This window comes from Finegoldia magna, from assembly GCF_002243175.1.
Taxonomy (GTDB): domain Bacteria; phylum Bacillota; class Clostridia; order Tissierellales; family Peptoniphilaceae; genus Finegoldia; species Finegoldia magna_J.
In genome coordinates, this window is record NZ_NDYF01000003.1 from 89,224 (window position 1) to 111,610 (window position 22,387).

Here is a 22,387-nt window from a genome sequence, read left to right on the forward strand (position 1 = left end):
AATAACCATACCACCAGTAGGGTGGTAGAAAGGAGCAAAATGGAAGAAATAAAATTAAAAATACAAGGCATGCACTGTCAAGCATGTGCAGCTAGAATAGAAAAAGTTTTAAATAAATACGAATATGTCGACACAGTTAACGTGAACTTGCTTCAAGAATACGCATATTTAAAATTAAAAGAAGGATACGATATAGAAACTATCGTAGACAAAATAAAAAGCGCGGGATTTGATGTTCCAATAAAGACATCGAAGTTTGACATTGAAGGGATGAGCTGCCAAGCATGTGCAGCTAGAATTGAAAAAGTTTTGAACAAAAATAATTTCAAAGATGTCAACGTGAATTTGTTACAAAACTCACTTACAGTTAGTTTTTATGAAGGATACAAGACCAATTCTGATGTAAAAAGATTAGTCGACAAAGCAGGATTTTCTGCAGAAATAAAAACAGACAATAAAATAGCTAATGAAAAAAATATTACTGAATACGAAAAATTGAAAAGAGATTTCATAATTTCTGCAATTTTTTCAATTCCTTTGTTCTCGGCGATGTTTTTTCACATGGCTGGAGTTCACACGATTTTAAATAATGGATATTTTCAATGGGCGTTGGCAACTGTTGTTCAATTCTACATTGGAAGAAGATTTTATGTGAATGCGTACAAATCATTGAGAGGTGGAGGCGCTAACATGGATGTTCTCATAGCTTTGGGAACAAGTGCAGCTTACTTCTATTCTATTTATCATGTATTAATCGGAAGCGACCAACTTTATTTTGAATCGTCTGCTGTTGTTATCACTTTGATTTTACTCGGAAAACTTTTCGAAAAAAGAGCAAAGACCAGAACGACTGATGCTATTAGTAAATTAATGGGACTTCAAGCGAAAAAAGCCAACGTAATAAAAAATGGCGAAACTTTGGAAACAGACATCGAAGATGTAATGGTCGGCGATAAAATTCTCGTAAAACCAGGAGAAAAAATCGCCGTCGACGGAATAATAGTTGAGGGAAGTTCTTCGGTTGATGAATCAATGATTACTGGAGAATCAATGCCAGTGAAAAAACAAGTCGGAGATGAATGTATTGGTTCTACGATTAATAAAAACGGATCATTTGTATTTGAAGCGAAAAGAATTGGCGAAGATACAGTTCTAAGTCAAATTGTAAAATTAGTGGAAGATGCACAATCCAACAAAGCTCCAATTCAAAGACTAGCAGACAAGATTTCATCTATTTTCGTACCAAGTGTTATTGCAATCGCAGTGATTACATTTGTCATCACTTATTTTGTGACAAAACAATTCGACAGAGCATTATTAAACTCGGTTTCAGTTCTTGTAATAGCGTGTCCTTGTTCATTGGGACTTGCAACTCCTACGGCTATTATGGTAGGAAGCGGAAAAGGTGCAGAGCTAGGAATTTTGATAAAAAGCGCAGAAGTTTTGGAAACTGCGAACAAAATAGATGCAGTTATTTTGGACAAAACAGGAACAATAACAAATGGAAAGCCAGAAGTTGTAGATTACAAATCAGAAGATGCGGATTTCTTGAAAATTGTATCCTCAATTGAAAAAAATTCTGAGCATCCATTAGCAGATGCAGTAGTTAAAGAATTCGAAAAAAATGGTTCCGATTTTTATAAAGTTGAAGATTTCGATTCAATAACTGGTAAAGGACTCTCAGCTAAAATAAATGGAGATAATTACTACATTGGCAATGAAAAATTGATGAGAGACAATAATATTGATGTCAATGTGGATATTAAAAAATATCAATCTCAAGGAAATACAGTCGTTCTTGTTGGGAAAAACGACGGATTTTACGGATATATTTTGATTGCAGATAAAATAAAAGAATCTTCACCAAAAGCTGTTGCAAAATTAAAAGAAGATAATATAGATGTTTATATGATAACTGGTGATAGCGAAAATACTGCAAAACATATTGCAGAAAAAGCGAATATCGACCATGTTATTGCTGAATGTTTGCCAAAAGACAAATCAGATAAAGTATTAGAATTGAAAAATAAGGGCAAAAAAGTCGGAATGGTTGGAGATGGAATAAACGATGCACCAGCGTTAGCGACAAGTGATGTTGGATTTTCGATTGGAACTGGTACAGATGTCGCGATTGAAGCAAGTGACATCACAATCATAAATGGAGATTTGAATAAAGTTAACACTGCGATTAGATTAAGTCACAGAGTAATAAAAACGATAAAACAAAATTTGTTCTGGGCGTTTTTCTACAATGTTATTGGAATACCAATTGCTGCGTTTGGATTTTTGAATCCAATGATAGCAGGAGCTGCAATGGCGTTTAGTTCTGTAACTGTAGTTACAAATTCGTTGAGAATTAAAAATTTTAAGGAGGAAAAATAATGAAAAAAGAATTTGAAGTATTGGATATGTCATGTAATCATTGCGTAGAATCAGTGACAAAAGCTTGTAAATCAGTAGATGGAGTTACAGATGTAAATGTAAGTTTGGAGGATAAAAAAGTAGTAGTTGAAGGCGATTTTAATGAAGCTGATATCATCAAAGCTATTGATGAAATAGGATTTGAGGCTACCGTTAAATAATGAGTGAACACAAACAAAAAGCCCTCAAAAAAATCAAAACAGTTCGTGGACAACTCGATGCGATTGTAAATATGATTGAAGAGGACAGATACTGCGTGGATATTTCCACTCAGATTTTAAGTTGTATTGGTCAATTGAAAAAAGCGAACATCGACATTTTGAATGGACACATGAGAACATGCGTTAAACATGCAATAGAAAATGATAATGCAGATGAAAAAATCGAAGAAGTAATCAACATTATCGACAAATATATCAAATAACAAAAACTTCCCCAGAGCAAATGAAAATTTGTAAGGGGAAGTTTTTTTGATTTTTTGGATTTAGTGATTAGTATCGTTTGCAAAATCATAAATTGGGTATATATAGAATAAGAAAATTATTTCTTAATTCGCAAAACAGGAGGAATTTTATGAAACTCAATTATGTAACAAAAGATATCAAATTGACTGATGATTTGAAACAAATGGCAGAAACTAAATTACACAAGTTAGATAAATATTTCCACGATGAACAACAAGCTCGTGTAGTTTTCAAGAAAGAAAAGGACAAAGCCAGAGTTGAAGTCACAATGGTTTTAGATAAAGGAGTTGTATTAAGAGCAGAAGAATCCAACGAAGATATCAAAACTGCAATAGACAAAGTTGAAGATGTACTTGCTAGACAAATCAGAAAACACAAAACAAAATTACAAAAGAGATTTACAGAAAGTAACTCCATTAGATTTGAAGCCGTTGAAGATAATAGCGACAAAGAAATTCCAAATGGTACAATCGTAAAAACAAAAGAATTCGGAATAAAACCAATGGACAAGGAAGAAGCTATCATGCAAATGGAATTGATTGACCATGATTTCTTCGTATTTTTAGATTCTAAAACTAATAATGTAAATGTAGTTTACAAAAGAAAAGATGGCAACTACGGATTATTAGTTCCAGGATTTGAAAAATAGCAAAAATGTTCAAATTGATGATATAATAAGAGAGAAACAAGATTTCTCTCTTATTTAAGTGGAAATAATGTTACAATCAGTTTAAGAAGAAAAATGCAATCAAAAATATATAAGAAAAATTTTTGATGTTGTCATTGTAAATTATTAGGAGGTAATTATGTCAACACCACATATCGAAGCGAAAAAAGGCGATATCGCAAAAACAGTTTTATTGCCAGGAGATCCATTAAGAGCGAAATTTATCGCAGATAATTTCTTGGAAGATGTAAAACAATTCAACGCAGTTAGAAATATGTTCGGATACACTGGAAAATACAAAGGCAAAGAAATTTCTGTTATGGGAACTGGAATGGGAATTCCATCTATAGGAATTTATTCTTACGAACTTATCAACGAATACGGAGTTGAAAATCTTATCAGAATCGGTTCAGCTGGAGCTTATAGCAAAGACCTTGATTTGTACGATGTCGTAATAGCAATGGGAAGCTGTTCAGATTCAAATTTTGCTCACCAATTCGACTTGGAAGGAACTTTTTCAGCGATTTGCGATTATGATTTGTTGAGAAAAGCAGTAAATGTTGCAGAAGAAAAAAACATCGACGTTCACGTTGGAAATGTGTTCTCTGCAGATATTTTCTACAACCAAAAATCAGAAGAATGGAAAAAATGGGAAAAAATGGGCGTGTTAGCAGTTGAAATGGAAAGTTACGGATTGTATTTGACAGCAAAAGCCAACAACGCAAGAGCTTTGACTATTTTGACAATTTCTGACTCATTCCATTCAGATAAGCAAACTACTCCTGAAGAAAGACAAACATCATTTACAAAAATGATGGAAATAGCATTGGAATTAGGTGAATAATATGGAATTAAATAAATATATCGACCACACTTTATTAAAAGCAGATGCTACATCAGCTGACATCAAAAAAATCTGTGATGAAGCAATCAAATACGATTTTAAAAGCGTGTGCGTAAATTCTTGCTATACATCTTTCGTTAAAAAGTCTTTGGAAAATTCAAGCGTTTTGGTGTGCACTGTTGTGGGATTTCCACTTGGTGCTATGAGTATAAAATCAAAAGCTTTTGAAGCAAAGACAGCAATCGAAGATGGAGCAGATGAAATCGACATGGTTATCAATATCGGCAAATTAAAAGAACAAGATTACGATTATGTCGAAAAGGACATCCAAGCTGTAAGAGATGTTACAAAAGGAAAAGTTTTGAAAGTAATCATCGAAACTTGTTTATTAACTGATGAAGAAAAGAAAAAAGTTTGCGAAATTTCTGTAAAATGTGGAGCTGATTTCGTGAAGACTTCTACAGGTTTTTCAACAGGTGGAGCAAAAGTGGAAGATGTCAAATTGATGAAAGATACTGTTGGAGACAGAGCTATGGTAAAAGCAAGTGGTGGAATTCATTCTAGAGACGAAGCTTTATCTATGATAGAAAATGGAGCAGAGAGAATCGGAGCATCCAGCGGTATTAAAATAGTAGAAGGATAATTGTAAAAGATGCTAAATTTAGCATCTTTTCATTAATTTAAGGAGTAATATGTATTATAGAGATCAACATTGTCACACAGAATTTTCATTTGATAGTAAAGAAAAATTCGAGAATTATTTGAAACTTGTAAAAGGCGACATCGTCACAACAGAACACTTGGATTATGGATTTACCTATAATGATGGTAGAGTTGAGGATGTGGACATCGATTACGACAAATACGTTAAAGTGATTGAAGAACACAACCAAAAAAGTTCACAAAAAATCTTAAAAGGAATAGAAATAGGTTACACAAAAGAAAACTTGGAGAAAATCAAAAAAAATGTGAGTAACAGAGATTATGACATTCAACTTCTGTCAGTTCATCAATACGATGACAAAGATTTTATGAATCCAAAGCCAGAAGATTATTCTCAAAGGGAGTTTCTTACAAATTATTTTGAAAAAATGCTGGAAGCTGTGAATAATTTCAAAGATTTTGACGTTCTAACTCACATTGATTACGCATTGAGACTTAACAGATTGGAATCTAAAAATATGGATATTGTGGATGAGTATTTGACAAAAGTTTTTGCAGAACTCATTAATGATGAAAAAGCATTGGAGCTTAACACAAGAAGTGTGTACCAATATGACAACTTAGAGTATTACACATTTGCGCTCAAAAAATACGTAAAAATGAAGGGCAAATTATTCTCAGTTGGTAGCGATGCGCACTATGAAAATTATTACAGATATCACTTTGATGATGCTTTCAAATTATTAAAAAGCGTAGATGCAAAGTATATGGCGATGTTTGAAAATAGGAAAATGACTACGATAAGAATGGAGGATATGTAATGAAAGTTTTGATTACTAATAGAATCCCTGAAGAAATTATTAAAAAGTACGAAGAGAATTTTGAAGTAGATTATCACGATAGTTTGGATTTTTTGTCAAAAGAAGAATTGAAAACTAGAATAAAAGATGCAGAAGCCTTGGTATGTCCTTTGAGTGAAAAAATCGATTCAGAAATCATCGATGCAGCGAAAAATTTGAAAATAATTGCAAATTACGGAGCTGGTTTTGACAATGTGGACATTAATTACGCAAAAGAAAAAGGAATAATTGTTACAAACGCACCTGCATCTGCATCGACAAAATCAACTGCAGAATTGACTTTTGGTTTGATTATAGATTTACTAAGAAATATTACAAAAATGAATTCTGACTGCTATGACGATTCATTTGAAGGATGGAAGCCCGTGTACGGTTTGGGAGAAACTTTGGAAGGAAAAACTTTGGGGATAATTGGACTTGGAAGAATTGGGACAGAAGTTATGAGAAAAGCCAAAGCTTTCGATATGAATGTGATATTCTACAATCGTAGCAAAAAAGAAGTTGAAGGCGCAAAGCAAGTAGAGTTAGATTATTTACTTGAAAACAGCGACGTCATTACTTTGCACACAGCTTATAGCGACGAATTGTATCACTTAATAGATGAAAAAGCATTCTCAAAAATGAAAAAATCAGCATATCTTATCAACGCATCACGTGGCAAAGTTATTAGCGAACAAGATTTGATAAACGCATTAAACGATGAGAAAATTTCTGGTTGTGCTTTGGATGTATACGAATTTGAACCTAAAATTTCAGAAGAATTGAGAAATGCTAAGAATATTTTGTTGGCTCCACATTTGGGAAATGCAACTAAACTTGCCAGAGTTCAAATGGGTGAATTTACTTTTAACAATATTATGCAATTTAAAAACGGAGAAATCCCTAAAAATAAAGTAAATTAGTTTATTATCGCGTTTAATTATGGTATACTAATTTAGTAAAAAAATGAAAAGGGGAATTTATGACTGATGATATAAAAGCATTGTTCCAATCAAAAGGGTTTTTTGTGTTTTTATCATTGATGTTTAAATTGTTTTTGGATTTGAGTTATTCTTATGCAATAAGTCCGTTGTTTTCGTACATGGGGCTTGTGAACAATTTAAATATTTACAAATTGATAGAATCATACGCTTTGGTTGTGATAATGTGTTATACGATAAGGCATAAAGTAGAGAGAGTCAGTGATTTTTATCTGATGCTATTTTATGTTTTGATAATCATACCATGTTTAAATATATATCCTTATAAGGATTTCTCCAGATTATATATGTACATGTTGATAGCATCGTTTTATACTATGCAAATTTTCGCTTATTCACCGAAATTGAGATTATCTTTTTCGGATAAAAAAATCAATGAAAATTTCATAGTCTATGCTTTTGCACTGGTGGGAATATTGATGTTTGCTTGGATAATAATGCGAGGCGGACTAAAATATTTGAATTTCGATTTTAGAAAAGTTTACGACACTAGAAGGGAAATCGCGGAAGTAATCTTTCCGGGACCATTTGCATATTTTATGAACTGGTATGGTAAAATTATCAACCCAACTTTATTGGTGTTCTGCCTTTGGGATAGAAAAAAATTAGGAACTGTAATCACATTGATTTGCCAAGTATTTTTCTTTGGATTTACTTCACATAAATCAATGTTGTTTTATCCAGTACTGGTAATTTTCATAGCTATCGTAAAGGGAAACAAATACACTGGAAATTTAATGACTATGGGACTGGCAGGACTTACATTTTTGTGCTTAGCTTTTTATATGATAACCGACAATTGGCAACCGATAAGTGTAATTGTAAGACGTGTTTTCATGGTAACTGCAGATAATCATTTTAGATATTATGATGCATTCAAAAATATTGATTTCGTGTATTTGACAGACAAATCTTGGGTATTTGGAGGAAGATTGTATCCATATAATTATCCAATACAAGCATTGATTTCGATGATTTATTACGGTCATCCAAATACTTGGGTAAATACTGGATTCATTGCAAATGGATACGCTAACTTTGGTTTTTACGGAATGTTAACTTATTCTGCAATAACTGGTTGGGTAATTGGAATTATGGATGAAATCTCATACAAAAAAATGCCTTTATGGGTAGCAATAGCAATAACTATTGTGCCTGTGTTCAATCTAATTAGTGTAGATTTACTTACAGGACTTCTATATCACGGATTGATAATGAGCATATTTTTAATGTGGTTATTGAGTAAAAGAGATAAAAAAGTTAAGGAGATATAAACTTGGAAGAATTAAATTTAAAAGAAGCGTGGCAAGCAATACTTAGAAAATTGCCACACATTATAATAATAATGCTTGTGTGTGCGTTATTGACAAATGTTTTTAATAATGTTTTGGGAAAGGACTCTTACTCATCTAAGGTTTCAATAATGGTGGGAAGTCCAGAAGATTTTGAAAAAGAAGGAGCAGTTGTTTCCAAAGTAGACGCAATGATTAATACACAATTGGTTTCAAATGTTGAACAATTGATTAAATCAAATTCTGTTTTGGATACAGTAGCAGAAAAAGTAGGAAATGGTGTTAGCTCTTCTGATTTAAGGAAAGATTTGAAAGTAAAAAGCGTTCCGTCTACATCAATTATTGAAATGGAATATTCAAGTGAAAGCGCTGAACAAACTAACAAAGTATTGGAAGAATCATTAAAAGCTATTACAGATTTGACTAAAAAAACGATGAAAAAAGATAACATTCAAGTCGTTGATGCACCTAATGCCAAGAAGAAAATCAAACAACTTGTAAATAAAATTGACACAGCAATAGGATTGTTCTTGGGAATGTTAATCGGTTTAGCATATGCATTCGCTTCTTATTACAAAGATCCTAATATTTTCAGCAAAGAACAATTGCAAAACAAATTGGGACTTGAAACAGTTAGCGTACTTTCAAATGATTACAACGAAAATTCAAATAGCGCATTGAGCTTATTGAACAGAAGAATAGATAGTTTTGATAATGTTGGTGTATTTAGTTTTGATCAAAACACAGCAAATTTAGCTAAGGCATACAATTCAAATTTCGATAAGAAAATTACCGCTGTAAGTCCAATTTCAGAAAAAGTAGACCTTACAGATTTGACAAAAGACATTCAAAACGCAATCGTACTTTACAAGAAAGACGATTCAAGATTAGGAGAAATCAAAAACACATTGGAAGCCATAAAATCGTTGGGAATTAATCCAATTGCAGCAGTTGAAATCTCAAAATACAATTCAAACGACAAAAAATATTTACCATACGCTTAAAACAAAACGCATTAGAATGAAAATTCTGGTGCGTTTTTTAGTGTATTTATAAAATTATTGGGTATAAAAATAATGGTGATTAAATGATAAAATCAAAACTTTTTAAAAATTTTACAGAAGAAGAATTTGAACAATTTCTCATTGAATCAAATTCGATAATAAATAAATACACCAAAAATTCGTACGTATTTTCCCCAGGAGATATTTGCAATAAAATCTACGTTTTAAAAAGTGGAAAGCTAAGTCTTGAAAAGACAGATATCAATGGGAAAAACACTGTGGTGAATATTTTCAAAAATCATGGAGAAGTAATGGCTGAGGTGTATTCGTATTTGAATAAAATCAGCGATTTTACGTTAGTGTGCAATACTGATTGCGAAATTCTTGAAATTCCTGTGAGTTTTTTTGATATATCTGAAAGCTCAACTCCGATTAAAAATAAAATTATGACCAATCTTATAACGATTCTTGCAGAAAAGGCATTTTTTTTAAATAGCAAAGTGAGGTTGTTGTCTAGTTTTTCTTTGAGGCAAAAAATCGCAACTTTTTTAATTCAAACAGAAAAAGAGAACGTATCAAACACTGGAATGACAAGACAACAGATGGCAGATTTTATGGCAACGACCAGACCTTCGTTATCAAGAGAATTATTGAACATGGAAGATAGTGGACTTATTGAATTAAATGGATCTGAAATTAAAATTAAAGATAGAGTTGAGTTGGAAAACTTATTGTAATGAACAAATGTAACTTATGTTACAGAAACACATACTTTTGATTAACTATAATTAAATCATAAGTTAGAAAAAAATCAGGAGGAAAGAAAATGGAAAAAACTATTGAAAAAAATGAAGAAATGTTTTGTTATCAATGTCAAGAAACTGCAAAAAACATTGCATGTACAAAACGAGGTGTGTGTGGTAAAACATCAGATGTAGCAAACATCGAAGATTTGTTGGTATGGGTTACAAAAGGATTGGGAGAAATCCTAACTAGAATGAGAAAAGAAAACAAGGATATCAAAAACCTACATTCTTATGTCAACAATAATTTGTTTACTACGATAACTAATGCAAACTTCCACTACGAAGATTTATTAGAAAAAGTAAAAGAAACTATCGATTTGAACCAAAAATTAATCGAAGGATTAGATGACAAAGAAAATTTGTCAAAGGCAGCTTTGTATAACGAAAAAAACGATGATGAATTAAAATTGAAATCACAAATTATCGGCGTGTTAAATACTTTGGATGACGACAAAAGAAGTCTTAGAGAACTTATTACTTATGGATTGAAGGGAATGGCAGCCTACAATAGACACGCTAATGTTTTGGGAAAATTTGACGACAATGTCGACGAATTTATGGAAAGTACGTTAGCAAAGTTAATGGACGATAGTTTGTCCGTAGAAGATTTGATAGCTCTTACATTAGAAACTGGATCAAATGGTGCAGCTGCAATGGCACTTTTGGATAGCGCAAATACATCTGCATACGGAAATCCAGAAATTTCAGAAGTAAACATCGGAGTTAGAAACAATCCTGCAATTTTGATTTCCGGTCACGATTTGAAAGATATGGAAATGCTTTTGGAACAAACTCAAAACACAGGAGTAGATGTGTACACTCACAGCGAAATGTTACCTGCAAATTATTATCCAGCTTTCAAAAAATACGATAATTTCGTAGGAAATTACGGGAATTCTTGGTGGTTACAAGACAAAGAATTCGAATCATTTAATGGTCCAATCTTGATGACTACTAACTGTATAACTCCACCTAAAGATTCTTACAAAGACAGAGTATTTACAACTGGCGTTGCAGCATATCCTGGAATGAAACACATTGTAGCAGATGAAAATGGTCACAAAGATTTCTCAGAAATCATAGAACTTGCAAAAAAATGTGAATCTCCAAAAGAAATTGAACACGGAAAAATCGTCGGTGGATTTGCACACAATCAAGTATTAGCTTTGGCAGACAAAGTTGTTGAAGCTGTTAAAAATGGAGACATTCAACAATTTGTAGTAATGGCTGGTTGTGACGGAAGACAAAAAGGTAGAAATTATTACGAAGATTTCGCAAAAGCATTGCCTAAAGACACAATTATTTTGACAGCTGGTTGTGCAAAATACAGATACAACAAATTAAACCTAGGAGATATCAATGGAATTCCAAGAGTATTAGATGCAGGTCAATGTAACGATTCATATTCATTAGTTGTAATAGCCCAAGCTTTACAAAAAGCTTTTGGTCTTGATGATATCAACGATTTGCCAATTAGCTACAACATTGCATGGTATGAACAAAAAGCAGTAATCGTACTACTTGCACTTTTGAGTTTAGGCGTTAAAAATATTCATCTCGGACCAACTCTTCCTGCATTCTTATCTCCAAATGTAGCCAATGTTTTGGTAGAAAATTTTGGAATTGCTCCAATAGGAGAAGTTGATGAAGATATGGAAAAATTTGGAATTAAAACAAAATAAAATTTCTTAGAAATTTGTTAAATGAAGAGTCCGAAAGGGCTCTTTTTTGATTGTAGAATTGAGCTTAAAATCGATTGACTTAAAATTTTTAAAGATATATTATTATATAGATTGAAAAATTTTGGAGATACAAATGAAGTACGAAAATTTTATTTTAAAATGTGAAGATATAGAAATAAAAGCGTTGGAGATGAAATATTTGGATGATTTTCATGAATACGCTATTCAAGAAGAGGTGGGACCATCTGCAGGATGGAAACCACACAAATCCATCAAACAATCTAAGAAAATTTTAAAAGATTTCATAAATTCAAAATTAGAATACGGAATTTTTCTGGAAGACAAACTAATAGGAATGATTGGAGTGTACGAAGACGATTATTTGTATGAACAGCCAGAATTTGAAGATAAGACTGGGGTTGAAATCGGATATAGTTTGAACAAAAATTATTGGAATCGCGGGATTATGACGAAGGTTGTGAAGAGTTTTACCAATCATTTGCTTGAGGATTTGGATTACGATTATATTTCTTGCAGCTGTTTTGTTGAAAATAATAGAAGTATAAGAGTTATTGAAAAATGTGGATTCACATTTTACGGTGAACATTTATATGAAAACTTCGATGGAACGAATAAGCTTTGCAATTATTATTATATTAAAAATTTGAAGGAGGGATAGATTGAATTTAGCATTAAAGAAAAGTAAGTTTTTTGGGGATAAAAATTTCTACAAAGGAGTATTGGTACTAGCAATTCCAATCATTATTCAGCAGCTTATTACATCGTTTGTAAATATGTTGGACAATATTATGGTTGGACAGACTGGAACTTTTGCTATGAGTGGAGTCTCTGTGGCAAACCAATTGATTACTGTGTTCAACTTGGCAATTTTCGGTCTCGTGTCAGCAGCTAGTATTTTTGCGGCACAATTTGCAGGTAAAAAAGATTACAAGAACGTACAAAACTGTTTGTATTTTGATGTGGTGTTATCTTTTATAGTTTCCGTGATTAGCGTTTTAATTTTCTGGGTTTTTGGCGAGAAATTATTGTATTTATTTATGAATCCAGACACAGATACTGCAAAAAACATTGCTACAACTATGAAATTTGCACTTGATTATACAAAAACAATGACTATTGGATTTATTCCTTTTGCTTTTTCCCAGTCGATTTCTTCTTCAATGAGGGTAAATGGTGAAACTAGACTTCCGATGATAACGTCGATTATTACTGTTTTAGTGAATTTTGCGTTCAATTTGGTTTTGATTTTTGGGCTTTTAGGATTTCCAGCATTGGGACCAAAGGGAGCTGCGATTGCGACTGTTATTTCAAGATTTGTTGAACTTTCATTGTTTATTTATTTTGCAAACAAGAATAAATTTAGATTCACATTTTATTCTAATTTTTTCAAGAATTTCCACATAGATACAGGTCTTTTCAAAAACATAACTGTTGCGGGAATTCCTTTGATTATCAATGAAGTTTTGTATTCTTTGGGGATTGCTGCGATTACACAATCTTATTCAACAAGAGGTATTGAAGCGTTGGCGGCCTACAATATTTCTCAAACAATTATAGGACTTTTCATCGTTTTTAACTTGGCGATGGGAGATTGTATTTCGATTATGGTAGGTAGACTTTTGGGAAGTGGAAATGTAGATGAGGCTGTAGATACCGACAGGAAATTAATTGTGTTCTCATTTATGTTGGCACTTGTAGTTGGAATTGTGTTGATTATTTTGGCGCCGCTTTTTCCAGAATTTTACAATACAACTGATAATGTAAAATTGATGGCGACAAATATGCTTAGGGTTGGTGGCGCATTTTTGTGGATATCTGCTTTGTACAATGCGTCATATTTTACGCTCAGAAGCGGTGGCAAAACTGTACTGACTTTACTTTTTGATTCTGTAGGAATAGTTTTGATTTCGTATCCAATTTCGTTTTTATTGGCAAAATTTACAGATTTAAATGTCGTGTTGATGTATTTGATAATTTCTGTGATTGATTTGTACAAGGTTGTTTTGGGATTGTATTTGGTTGGAAAGAAAATTTGGGTAAAAAACTTGGCGAAATAATTGCGTTGAGTTTATTTATAAATGCTGATTTTGGCTATTTGTGATATAATAAAATAAGTTAAATTTATTTTTTATGGAGGATATTATGAGTGAAGTAAGAGTAAGATTTGCTCCAAGTCCAACAGGATTTTTGCATATTGGTGGACTTAGAACAGCTTTATATAATTATTTGTATGCTAAAAGAAATAACGGAAAATTTCTTTTGAGAATTGAAGATACTGATAGAACTAGATATGTTGACGGTGCTATCGAAAATTTATTGGAACAATTGAAATGGGCAGGGCTTGATCCAGACGAAGGTGTTGTCCTTGATGATGAAGGCAAAGTAACTGAAGTTGGTGAATGTGGTCCTTACGTTCAATCTGACAGAGTAAAACAAGGATTGTACCAAAAATATATCGACGAATTAATCGAAAAAGGTTACGCATATTATTGTTTTTGCTCAAAAGAAAGATTGGACCAAGTAAAAGCACAACAAAAAGCAGACGGCTTGATGCCAAAATACGACGGACTTTGCAGAGGAATTAGCATTGAAGATGCTAAAAAAAGAATTGCAAATGGCGAAGAATATGTTATTAGATTGAAACTTCCTGAAAACAAAGAAATCACATTTAACGATGCGATTAAAGGTAAGATTACTTTCAACACTAATGATATGGACGATCAAGTTTTGATAAAATCAGACGGATTTCCAACTTATCACTTTGCGGTTGTAGTTGACGACCATTTGATGGGAATTACTCACATTGTTCGTGGTGATGAATGGATTTCTTCAACAGCAAAGCATGTGTATATGTATCAATGTTTCGGATGGGATGTTCCAGAATTCGTTCACTTACCAGTTGTTTTGAACAAATCAGGTAAGAAATTATCTAAGAGAAATGATGACGTTGCAGTTAAAGATTTCCGTACAAAAGGATATTTACCAGAAGCCATCGACAATTATCTAGCACTAGTAGGTTGGTCAAGTGAAGATAACCAAGAAATTATGTCGATGGAAGAATTGGAACACAAATTTGATTTCAGTAGAGTTTCGAAATCTGGCGGAGTTTTCGATACAGAAAAATTAAACTGGATCAACAGACATTATATTAAAGAAATAGAAAACGAAAAATTAGCATCAATGTTAAAACCATACTTGGTTGAAGATGGTGTGATTTCTGAAGATTATCCAGATTACAAATTATTAGAAATTGCTTCATTATTCAAAGAAGAATTGGATTATTTGGCAGAGATTACTGAAAAAGTTGAATTCTTGTTCAAGGATTACGAAATGGATGATGATGCTAAGGAATTCTTAAACTACGAAAAATTAGACGAATTAATGAATGCATTAAAAGAAGAAGTCGAATCAGTTGATGAAATCGAAAAAGAATTTGCATCAGGAATTATGAAGAGAGTTCAAAAGAAAACAGGAATCAAGGGTAAGGATTTGTGGATGACTACAAGAGCTGTGGTTACTGGAAATGTTCATGGACCAGACTTGGATTCTATTATGGTAGTTTTAGGCAAACAAGAAGTTTTAGATAGGATAAACAAAGCTTTAAATAGATAGGAGAAGATATGAAGTTATACAATACACTGACACGAAAAAAGGAAGAATTTAAACCAATAAAAGAAAAAAATGTCGGTATATACGTATGTGGTCCTACTGTTTATAATTATATTCACGTTGGAAATGCAAGACCTATTGTGGTATTTGATACTTTGAGAAGATATTTTATTTACAAAGGATATAATGTTAAATTTGTAAGCAACTTCACTGATATCGACGACAAAATTATCAATAAAGCAAAAGACGAAGATATAGATTTCAGAGAAATCACTAAGAAATACATTCAAGCTTATTTGGATAATGTATCGGGACTTAATTTCGATGAAGAAGACACAATTCATCCAAAAGCTACTGAATATATCGACGAAATGATTAAATTCGTTAAAACTTTGGAAGACAAAGGTGCAGCTTATAATGTCGATGGCAATGTGTACTTCGATATCACAAAAGCAAAAGACTACGGCAAATTATCTAAGAAAAATATAGATGATTTACGTGCCGGTGCAAGAATTGATGTCAACAGCGAAAAGAAAAATCCAATGGATTTTGCTTTGTGGAAAAAGAGAAAAGAAGAAAGTGAACCAGCTTGGGAAAGTCCATGGGGAATGGGAAGACCTGGTTGGCACTTGGAATGCTCTGTAATGAGTAAATCAATTTTGGGTGACACTATTGACATTCACGCTGGTGGAGAAGATTTGCAATTCCCACACCACGAAAATGAAATCGCTCAATCAGAAACATGCACTGGGGCTCACTTTGCAAATTATTGGCTACACAACTCAATGATAACTGTAGACAAGGAAAAAATGAGCAAATCAAAGAATAACTTTTTCTTGTTAAAGGACATAGAAAAGGAATTTGATTTGGAAGTTATCAGATTGTGGTTGTTATCAGTTCACTACAGAAATCCAATTGATTTTAGTCACGACACATTAGTAGCTACGAAAAATTCTCTTGAAAGATTGTACACGGCTAAGAAATTTTTGAATAGAATTTTGGAAAACTCTTCTGAAAAAGAAGAAAAAGATGATAATATAAAAACATTCAGAGAAAAATTCGAACAAGCTATGGATGATGACATCAACACATCAGATGCAATTAGTGTATTGTTTGATTTCATTAAATATATCAACAAAAATTACAATGAAAATACATCTAAATATATCTTGCTTGACGCTAAGAAATTGATGGATGATATTTCTTATGTTTTGGGAATTTTATTCAAAGAAGATGACGATGATTTGGATTCTGAAATTGAAGATTTGATTGAACAAAGAAATGCTGCTAGAAAAGAAAAAGACTTCAAAAAGGCAGACGAAATAAGAGACAAACTCTTATCTATGGGAATTGTGTTGAAAGACACAAGAGATGGAGTTATATGGGAGAGAAGTAATTAATGAAGGTTAATCTAATTAGATACACTCCTGATGCACAAAAACTTGTCGCATCAAGTGCAAAACTTTGCTATTCAGACAGTTCTGTTATGGAGATTGAAGAAGGACTAACTGAGGAAAATGTAGAAAATTTCATAGATAAATTAATGGATTTGGGACACATGTCACCAGTCGAACACATTAGTTTTACTTTTGCAATTGAGGGTGTATCTAGAACTTTGACCCACCAATTGGTCAGACACAGATTAGCGAGTTTCTCTCAAAAATCACAACGATATGTGAGAGCGAATAATTACGAATACATTATTCCTCCCAAAATAAAAAACAATCCAAAGGCTTTAGAAATCTACGAAAACCACATGAAACAGACAATTGATGCTTACAATGAACTTACAGAAATTCTGATACAAGAAGAATACGACAAATTAATCGAATCTGGAGTTGATGAGAAAAAAGCAAAATCAATGTCAGAAAAAAGTTCCATTGAAGATGCAAGATACGTGTTTTCAAATGCGACTGAGACAAAAATTGTCATGACAATGAATGCACGTGAACTGTTGCATTTCTTTGAAGCTAGATGTTGTCAAAGAGCACAATGGGAAATCAGAGAAATGGCGACACTAATGCTTATCGAAGCGAAAAAAGTGTGTCCACAAATTTTCAAAAAAGCAGGACCAGGTTGTGTTAAAGGAAGTTGTCCAGAAGGCAAGATGACTTGTGGAAAAATAAAAGAAGTAAGAGAATATTTTAATAGCCTTGACTAATTAGGAGATATTATGGGAAAAATCGCAATTTTAACAGATTCAGGTAGTGAAATCACACCAAAAATAGCTGAAGAATACGGCATCGAATTGATGCCACTTCAAATAAACTATTCGGATGTTTCCTACGATGATTACACTGTTGAACCTAAATATATATACGAAAACATCGATAGAGAAGTTCCAAAAACTTCCATTCCATCAATTGGAGATGTCGTTAATAAATTAAATGAAATTAAAAATAAGGGATTTGACAAGATAATCTGCATTTCAATTTCTTCAAAATTAAGTGGGATGTACAATGCTTTTATGTTAGCAAAAGACCAAGTGGAAGATGTAGAAGTGGAAGTATTTGATTCAAAAAATATTTCTATCGGAACAGGATTTTTTGCCATTTTTGCCAGAAAATTAATCGATGAAGGATTTTCGTTAGAATCTATAATAGAAACCATGAAATCCAAAATCAAAGATTCAGTTCCAGTCATTACTTTGGATACATTGAAATACTTAACATTGGGTGGTAGAATTGGTAAAATCACTGGAATCGTTGGTAATTTATTAAATTTGAAGCTTATAATATCTTGTAATGAAGACGGAGAATATTATACAGTAGAAAAAAATCGTGGTACAATGAAAAACATCAACCACGCTATTGATATAGTGAAAAAAGAATTAAATGGTATCAAGGATTATTACTTGGTTTTATTAAATGGCGACAATAAAAATGCTATGGAAATAGCGAAGGATAGTATGAAAGATTTAATTGAAGGAGCAAAGTTCTACTATGAAGGACAAATTGCACCTACATTGAGTATTCATACTGGACCAGGATTATTTGGAATAGGATATTTTAAATTATAAATTAATAGGGGGCGAGTGGATGGGAAACAAAAAAAGTAACATAGAATTTATTACAAACGGAAATATTACGGATGTGATTTTTAAATTAAGTATCCCATTGATGATTAGTAATCTAATCAAAACCCTTTATGGTATAACTGACGGAATATATGTAGCTCGAATTAGCTCGGAAGACTATGCTGCGACATCTTTTACTTGGCCGGTGCTTTATTTGTTTATAGCAGTGGGCCTTGGAGTAAGTGTGGCAGCTACTTCTTTAATGAGTCAAAGACTTGGAGCAAGAAAATTAAAAGACTGCTCAGTTTATGCTGTTCATACTTTGATTCTCACGACAGTACTTGGAGTAATTTTCAGTATTCTAGGCGTAATTACCGCACCATTTATTGTAAGATGGATGGGAGCGACAGGAAGCTTTGAGTACAAATCATACATATTCCTTGCGATAAACTCTGTTGGGCTTTTGTTTGATATGATATTTTTTGGATATCAATCTATACTGAATTCTCAAGGAAGAACTAAATCAATGACGATTATATCGACAATATCATCCGTTACAAATGTCGTTATAGATCCGTTCTTTATTTTTGATAATGTTTTGGGAATTCCAGGACTTAACATGGAACTTGCAGGTGCTGCATGGGCGACTGTTTTATCCAAAGTTTTATTAGTTGTATTTGCTGTAAGAGTTGTCAAAAAAGAATCTGAAATCGAAGTTAATTTTAAAAACTTCAAACTTGATATGGGAATAATCAAACACATATTCTCGATTGCAATTCCAGCTTCGCTTGGATCAAGTGGAGAGGCCATTGGATTCACTGTTCTTAATGGATTTATTCAATCATACGGCACAACGACACTTGCTGCATTTTCAATGGGCAACAGATTGTCTGATATATTCAACCAAGGCGCTATAGGAATTGGAATGGCTCTTACATCAATCACTGGACAAAATATTGGAGCGGGAAAAAAAGAAAGAAGCAAGGATATTTTCAAACGCGCAAATATAATCATAACATTCTTCTCACTTGCATCTGCGATTATTATTTTGCTTTTCAAAGATCAATTGCTATCCATATTTATAAAAGATCGTTCAGATATTGAACTTTGGAGACAAGCGAGTGAGTACATGTACTTCTCAGCGATAATTACATTTTTCATGGGGTATTTCTCAGCGATTAATGGTTTCTTCCAAGGTGTTGGAAAAACAAAACTTACAATGTATTTGTCACTTGCAAGATTATGGGTTCTTCGCCTTCCACTTATTATGATACTGAAGAGTTTGACTAATCTTGGCTCTACAGGAATTTGGATATCGATGTTAGTGTCAAATGGATTGACAGTAATTGTGGGATTTATAATTTACAAACGAGGTAGATGGGAAAGATAAGGCTGATGTTTAACATCGGTCTTTTTTATTGAGAAAACCTATATATTACAAAAATGAAATAATATTTTGAAATGTCAATTCTAAGTAAAACAAACAAAAAACGTTGATATATTAACGATAATAAGTGAGAATTATAAAATTATTCTAAAATTTTTGTCAAATTAAAATTTTTGTAAATTTTGGAAAAATTTAATAAATGTTTGAATTTACAGGGAAAATTGATATATTGAATAATACAATAAATAAAAAATAATGAAAACGATAGCACTAATTAAATATCATTGTCTAATATAAGACAATATGATAAGATTAGTGTGACAAAAATATATAAAGGAGATGTTGAAATGATTAAAAGCTTAATCGCTTTAGCTGTAGCTTTCGCATTGTGCGTAGTTATCGATCGTTTGAAGAAAAAAGGTACTTCATTCATGATCAGAATTTTATTAGCTACAGCAATGGGTGCTATAGTAGGACTTATTTTCAAAGGAAGCACTGACTATGTAGCAATATTTGGTCGTGTATTTTCAAGTTTATTACAAGCATTTGTAATTCCACTATTATTATTCTCAATTATAACTACAGTTGCATCCTTGGAAAGCTCAGAAAAATTAAGATCAATGGGTGGCAAAACAATTATAATTTTAGCTTTACACAATGTTTTAGCTGCTATATTGTCTATAATTTTAGGTAAATTAGTAAATATAGGAATGAATGCAAATATCAAAATGGATGTTGCAGATAAGGTTAAGGAAGTTCCACCTTTTGCAGACGTATTTGTAAGTTTCTTCCCTAAAAACATTATTGACAGTATGAGTCACAACAAAATCGTACCTATCGTAATTTTCGCAATTATCATCGGTATAGTTGTACTTAGATACAATAATAAAGAAGAAATCAAACCATTCTTAGATTTTGTAGAAGCTGGTAACAAAGTAATGAACAAAATTATTGGAGAAATCATCGAATTCACTCCATATGCAGTTCTTTCTTTATTAGCTAACCAAGTAGCTACATTGGATTTATCATTTGTTAAATCATTATTATTCTTATTATTAATGGTTTATGTAGCATGCTTGTTCCACACATTCATCACTACATCAGCTATGATGAGCTTGATTGCACACATCAATCCATTCAAGTTCCAACGCAAATTCTTCCCGGCATGGTTGATAGCATTCACTACACAAAGTTCAATTGGATCTTTGCCAGCAAATATTAAAGAACAAGAAGAGATGGGAACTCCAACAGAAATTGCATCATTTGCAGCATCAATTGGTACTACATTTGGTATGCCAGGATGTGCAGCAGTATGGCCAATTTTATTAGCGATGTTTACAATCAATGCGCTTAATATTCCATTCTCTGCTACTCAATATTTAATCATGGTTGGTTCATGCTTGTTCGCTTCAATGGGAACAGTAGGGGTACCAGGAACAGGAACAATTCAAGCTACAGCAATCTTTGCTACAATGGGATTACCAGTTGAAATGATTTTAGTACTAAGCCCAATCCAAGGTGTTGCAGATATGGCACGTACTTCAACTAACGTTCACGCAGGTGGATCTACTGGTGTTATGGTAGCAGCTATGCAACACGATTTAGATATGGAAAAATATAATGCATAATTGATTAAAAGTAGAAGCATTTTGTTAATTACAAAATAGCTTCTATTTTTTTGAAGATTGTTGTATTTTATGAAAGCTAAACCAAAAGGATAGGCAGCCAAGCCTATCCTTTATTAATTCTTTTAAATTCTAATTTGTTTTCAAAATAATATGAGTATATTTCATTTTCATTAGGAATATCATCAAAATCTATCAGATACGTTTGAGTATTGGAATGCGTTCTAACAGCCATAGAAGCGGTCTGTGTGTCGAATGCGCTGATATACCTAGTAAATGTATAGTAATCATGTGAATCGTTCTTAAAGAAGCCCTCAGTGATTTTTAGAGGCTCTAAGATGCTGAATGCTGATGAATATGCTTCATTAACATTATTGGATTTCTTGTGAGTTGACAGGATGTATTTTGCTCTGATGAATCTACTTACAGGATCATAAGCTCCCGTCAAATCTTTTATCTGATTGAATTTGGACAGATCACCGACTGCTTTTTCGTATCTTTTAACGTGCGAAGAATATTTTGGTGAATTAGTCATCACCTTAGGATTGTCTCCACATGGGACCAATTTGTGATTTTTGTATTCTAAAACCGTTGAATCACCAGTTCTGTCGACAAACATAAAGTGGAAATCAGGACATATCACAGAATTTCCGTCAATATCTTTGTTAGCTAGGTGAATATTGTCCAAATCGTTTAACAATTCTTCAACTGTTTTGTAATTTCCTAGCGCAAAATTCATGAAATGTAGTGAATTTGTGTTTATTTTTCCTTCAATTGGGTGATTGCTGAACAAATTATTCGCGATAAACATATTCGTACATCCGCACAGTCCATATTCATTTACACCGTCTTTGATAGGGTACAGATTTCTAAAACACATTCCCATCATTTTATATTTCGAACGCATTGGTTTGTGATACAAATCGTCAGCATAATGAAAGCCTCTTGGAATATAAATCATGTTGTATTCCAAAGGTACTTCAAAATCAAGTGTACGCGCCATCACAGAGCCTTGTGGATAGTCTACAATAATTGTTGTACACATA

The 22,387-nt window shown here is 32.6% G+C and carries 21 protein-coding genes; 20 read left to right on the forward strand and 1 reads right to left on the reverse strand.

All coding sequences use genetic code 11. From position 1 onward, the window contains the following. Nucleotides 1–39: 39 nt before the first annotated feature. From B9N53_RS01190 to B9N53_RS01285, 20 genes are all read left to right on the forward strand, one after another. Nucleotides 40–2,382: a heavy metal translocating P-type ATPase gene (locus B9N53_RS01190; protein WP_094203347.1), complete on the forward strand. Its 2,343-nt coding sequence runs from the start codon at nucleotides 40–42 to the stop codon at nucleotides 2,380–2,382. After that, the gene (locus B9N53_RS01195) at nucleotides 2,382–2,582 is read left to right on the forward strand and encodes a heavy-metal-associated domain-containing protein (RefSeq protein WP_094203348.1); all 201 of its coding nucleotides are present in this window, start codon (nucleotides 2,382–2,384) and stop codon (nucleotides 2,580–2,582) included. The genes B9N53_RS01190 and B9N53_RS01195 overlap by 1 nt, the downstream gene beginning before the upstream one ends. Next, entirely contained in the window at nucleotides 2,582–2,845 is a 264-nt protein-coding gene (locus B9N53_RS01200; protein WP_002835479.1) for a metal-sensing transcriptional repressor, read from the forward strand. Before B9N53_RS01195 ends, B9N53_RS01200 begins: the two co-directional genes overlap by 1 nt. Before the next feature lie 149 nt (nucleotides 2,846–2,994). Beyond that, on the forward strand, nucleotides 2,995–3,534 hold the full coding sequence (gene hpf, locus B9N53_RS01205) for a ribosome hibernation-promoting factor, HPF/YfiA family (RefSeq protein WP_094203349.1): 540 nt from the start codon (nucleotides 2,995–2,997) through the stop codon (nucleotides 3,532–3,534). Between the two features lie 157 nt (nucleotides 3,535–3,691). Then, nucleotides 3,692–4,396 (forward strand): purine-nucleoside phosphorylase, encoded by a 705-nt coding sequence (gene deoD, locus B9N53_RS01210; protein WP_002835475.1) that lies wholly within the window; start codon nucleotides 3,692–3,694, stop codon nucleotides 4,394–4,396. Nucleotide 4,397: 1 nt separating this feature from the next. Continuing rightward, entirely contained in the window at nucleotides 4,398–5,039 is a 642-nt protein-coding gene (deoC, locus tag B9N53_RS01215) for a deoxyribose-phosphate aldolase (protein ID WP_094203350.1), read from the forward strand. A gap of 49 nt (nucleotides 5,040–5,088) precedes the next feature. Beyond that, nucleotides 5,089–5,880 carry a PHP domain-containing protein gene (locus B9N53_RS01220; RefSeq protein ID WP_094203351.1) on the forward strand — a complete coding sequence of 264 codons (792 nt, stop codon included), beginning with the start codon at nucleotides 5,089–5,091 and terminating at the stop codon, nucleotides 5,878–5,880. Next, a complete protein-coding gene (locus B9N53_RS01225) occupies nucleotides 5,880–6,821 on the forward strand; it encodes a 2-hydroxyacid dehydrogenase family protein (protein ID WP_094203352.1) in 942 nt (313 codons plus the stop codon). The genes B9N53_RS01220 and B9N53_RS01225 overlap by 1 nt, the downstream gene beginning before the upstream one ends. Before the next feature lie 59 nt (nucleotides 6,822–6,880). Beyond that, nucleotides 6,881–8,173, forward strand: coding sequence for a hypothetical protein (locus tag B9N53_RS01230; RefSeq protein WP_094203353.1), 1,293 nt, complete (start codon nucleotides 6,881–6,883; stop codon nucleotides 8,171–8,173). 2 nt (nucleotides 8,174–8,175) lie between these two features. After that, on the forward strand, nucleotides 8,176–9,195 hold the full coding sequence (locus B9N53_RS01235; RefSeq protein ID WP_094203354.1) for a YveK family protein: 1,020 nt from the start codon (nucleotides 8,176–8,178) through the stop codon (nucleotides 9,193–9,195). 83 nt (nucleotides 9,196–9,278) lie between these two features. Then, nucleotides 9,279–9,932 carry a Crp/Fnr family transcriptional regulator gene (locus B9N53_RS01240; protein WP_094203355.1) on the forward strand — a complete coding sequence of 218 codons (654 nt, stop codon included), beginning with the start codon at nucleotides 9,279–9,281 and terminating at the stop codon, nucleotides 9,930–9,932. A gap of 89 nt (nucleotides 9,933–10,021) precedes the next feature. Then, nucleotides 10,022–11,683: a hydroxylamine reductase gene (gene hcp, locus B9N53_RS01245; RefSeq protein WP_094203356.1), complete on the forward strand. Its 1,662-nt coding sequence runs from the start codon at nucleotides 10,022–10,024 to the stop codon at nucleotides 11,681–11,683. Between the two features lie 133 nt (nucleotides 11,684–11,816). Further along, complete coding sequence (locus tag B9N53_RS01250) at nucleotides 11,817–12,362, forward strand: GNAT family N-acetyltransferase (protein WP_094203357.1); 546 nt, start codon at nucleotides 11,817–11,819, stop codon at nucleotides 12,360–12,362. Nucleotide 12,363: 1 nt separating this feature from the next. Then, entirely contained in the window at nucleotides 12,364–13,761 is a 1,398-nt protein-coding gene (locus B9N53_RS01255) for an MATE family efflux transporter (RefSeq protein ID WP_094203358.1), read from the forward strand. An 85-nt stretch (nucleotides 13,762–13,846) separates the two neighbouring features. Then, nucleotides 13,847–15,316 (forward strand): glutamate--tRNA ligase, encoded by a 1,470-nt coding sequence (gene gltX / locus B9N53_RS01260; protein ID WP_094203359.1) that lies wholly within the window; start codon nucleotides 13,847–13,849, stop codon nucleotides 15,314–15,316. An 8-nt stretch (nucleotides 15,317–15,324) separates the two neighbouring features. Beyond that, nucleotides 15,325–16,713: a cysteine--tRNA ligase gene (gene cysS / locus B9N53_RS01265; protein WP_094203360.1), complete on the forward strand. Its 1,389-nt coding sequence runs from the start codon at nucleotides 15,325–15,327 to the stop codon at nucleotides 16,711–16,713. Beyond that, a complete protein-coding gene (thyX, locus tag B9N53_RS01270; RefSeq protein WP_094203361.1) occupies nucleotides 16,713–17,474 on the forward strand; it encodes an FAD-dependent thymidylate synthase in 762 nt (253 codons plus the stop codon). The genes cysS and thyX overlap by 1 nt, the downstream gene beginning before the upstream one ends. Nucleotides 17,475–17,486: 12 nt before the next feature. After that, nucleotides 17,487–18,332 carry a DegV family protein gene (locus B9N53_RS01275; protein WP_094203362.1) on the forward strand — a complete coding sequence of 282 codons (846 nt, stop codon included), beginning with the start codon at nucleotides 17,487–17,489 and terminating at the stop codon, nucleotides 18,330–18,332. A 19-nt stretch (nucleotides 18,333–18,351) separates the two neighbouring features. After that, a complete protein-coding gene (locus tag B9N53_RS01280) occupies nucleotides 18,352–19,719 on the forward strand; it encodes an MATE family efflux transporter (protein WP_094203363.1) in 1,368 nt (455 codons plus the stop codon). Between the two features lie 344 nt (nucleotides 19,720–20,063). Further along, nucleotides 20,064–21,344 carry a dicarboxylate/amino acid:cation symporter gene (locus B9N53_RS01285; RefSeq protein WP_094203364.1) on the forward strand — a complete coding sequence of 427 codons (1,281 nt, stop codon included), beginning with the start codon at nucleotides 20,064–20,066 and terminating at the stop codon, nucleotides 21,342–21,344. Between the two features lie 103 nt (nucleotides 21,345–21,447). Here the strand turns inward: B9N53_RS01285 and B9N53_RS01290 are convergent, their stop codons facing one another. Then, nucleotides 21,448–22,386, reverse strand: coding sequence for a linear amide C-N hydrolase (locus tag B9N53_RS01290; protein ID WP_094203365.1), 939 nt, complete (start codon nucleotides 22,384–22,386; stop codon nucleotides 21,448–21,450). Between the last annotated feature and the right edge of the window lies 1 nt (nucleotide 22,387).